General features: G+C 50.3%; 1 protein-coding gene. It reads right to left on the bottom strand.

Annotated elements, in window-relative coordinates; translation table 11 throughout:
• Nucleotides 1-116: 116 nt before the first annotated feature.
• A partial coding sequence (locus PQR54_RS38920; protein ID WP_408255469.1) for a hypothetical protein occupies nucleotides 117-320 on the bottom strand: 204 nt, incomplete at its 5' end.

Genomic DNA, 320 nt, shown 5'->3' with positions numbered 1-320 from the left:
AAAAAACCTTCCTTTCATTACTGTGTGAGACTTGATACTTTCGCTTCTCCAGCAGGCTCCGAAGAACCCACCGGCGCGTCGCGCATCAAGCGCCCACACTTATCGGCTGTTAATTTTTAAAGATCGATTACGCATTCACCACCAAACCGGCACCGCACGCTGCTGATATCAACCATCAACATCACAACCACCCGGTACCGCTTCGTTCTGCGTCGCTGCATCAGCAGCAGAGAAACGAGATTATGAAGAACTTTCGCTACGTCGTCAACAGGTTTTTTCCAACTTCCTGAACCTGCCCACTTCGCTGAAAGCCTTGCCAC

The sequence above is a fragment of the Paraburkholderia phytofirmans genome (assembly GCF_046028095.1).
GTDB classification, from domain to species: domain Bacteria; phylum Pseudomonadota; class Gammaproteobacteria; order Burkholderiales; family Burkholderiaceae; genus Paraburkholderia; species Paraburkholderia phytofirmans_A.
The sequence above is the reverse complement of the archived record's forward strand: the minus strand, read 5'-3'. Positions and strand labels throughout refer to the sequence as shown.